Source organism: Bacillus sp. AFS041924 (assembly GCF_002577195.1).
GTDB lineage: Bacteria > Bacillota > Bacilli > Bacillales > Bacillaceae_G > Gottfriedia.
Map to the genome: position 1 here is coordinate 1 of NZ_NULG01000064.1, position 1,499 is coordinate 1,499.

Below are 1,499 nucleotides of genomic sequence, written 5' to 3' on the forward strand. Positions count from 1 at the left end.
TGAATTGTTCCCTATAAAGTGGACACATAAAAAAGAGACTCCCTTTTTAGGCACAAAGTAATTGGCTCCGGTATTCAACCGGAGTCATTTTATTTAATGTCCATTGTGGACGATGATGATTATATTCTTCGATATAATCATAAATACATTTTTGTAGTTCATATATAGTTTGACACTCTCTATAATCTACTTCATCTTTTAAATGACCAAAGAATGATTCCATTGGGGCGTTATCCCAACAGTTACCTTTTCGAGACATTGATTGAATAAGACCCATTTTTTTCACTCTTTTTTGAAACTCTGGATGAGTATAATGGAATCCCTGATCTGAATGTAATATTGCGCCTGGATATATGTATCCATCTAGTGCTTCTTCTAATTTATCTAGAGTAGTATAGGCAATTTCCATTGAAAGGGATGTGGAAATATGAGCAGCTAGAATTTCTCTAGTTGCACAGTCCTTAACGCATGATAAATATGCTTTTTGACCCTTACCGTAGTATAAGTAAGTTATATCAGTCAATAAAGTCTTTTGTGGGGTATCTTGTTTAAATTTACGATTAAGAATATTTTTAAGCGTTTTATGTTCCTGTGTAGCCTTTGCCATTTTTTTATAGGGGTTTGTCCTACGAATTTTTGTGTACATCGAATATTTTTTCATTATGCGATAGATACGTTTAAAGTTCATAGTAACACCCATTTCCTTGGCCAAATACATCTTAATGTGGCGAATACCCTTCTTTTGATTAGATTTATCGAAGATATCCTTTATTAATTGATAATCTACTTCATCACGTTTTTCACGCTCATATCGTATTTTTTCAGCTTTTAAGAATGCGTAATAGCCACTTCGACTCACGCCTGCTAGCTTGCAGAAATACGAAACCATCTGTGGAAATTCATGATTTCTTAATGTCTGTTCAATCAATTCGAATTTCTCAGCTTTCGTTAACCTTTCTTTTTCTGAGCCGCCTGCCTTTCTAGTTCGTCGAGCTTTTTTAAAAACTCTACCTCTGCCTCAAGATACGCTATTCGAGCTTCAGCTTTTTTTAATTTCTGTTCAGCTGTTTGGTCATTTGAACTTGGTCTTCCAGTTGAACCTTTCCCACGTCTTTCTGTATAGAACCCTACTTCTCCGTAGATTTTATAAGTATTTCTCCAACGATCTAAACATTGACCTGGTTTGTCTTTACCTATAATTTCTAAATCAAATCCATTTTCAATAAAGATTTGAAGAGGGCCTTTTCCTTTAAGATTTTCCAATACAGCCTTTACTTTAAATTCTGGTTTATAGCTTATTGAACGTTCTGATACCTTACTCACATTACTATTTTTTTCAAGTTGTTTTATTTGGAAACTATTAAAAATAATTTTACTCATTTTTCCCCGACCTCATCTATTTATATTTTTATTATAAACGGGATTTGAATGTCGAGGACATAAAAATACCCGAATAATAGACCCTTTTTTTAAGTGTCTATTATTCGGGTAACATTTCA

General features: G+C 33.4%; 1 protein-coding gene. It reads right to left on the reverse strand.

Going from position 1 to position 1,499, the window contains the following annotated elements:
• Positions 1-46 precede the first annotated feature (46 nt).
• A protein-coding gene (locus tag COC46_RS15650; protein ID WP_098810738.1) for an IS3 family transposase occupies positions 47-1,380 on the reverse strand; the annotation gives its coding sequence in 2 pieces (ribosomal slippage) (positions 47-1,008 and positions 1,008-1,380; 1,335 coding nt in all).
• Positions 1,381-1,499: the final 119 nt, after the last annotated feature.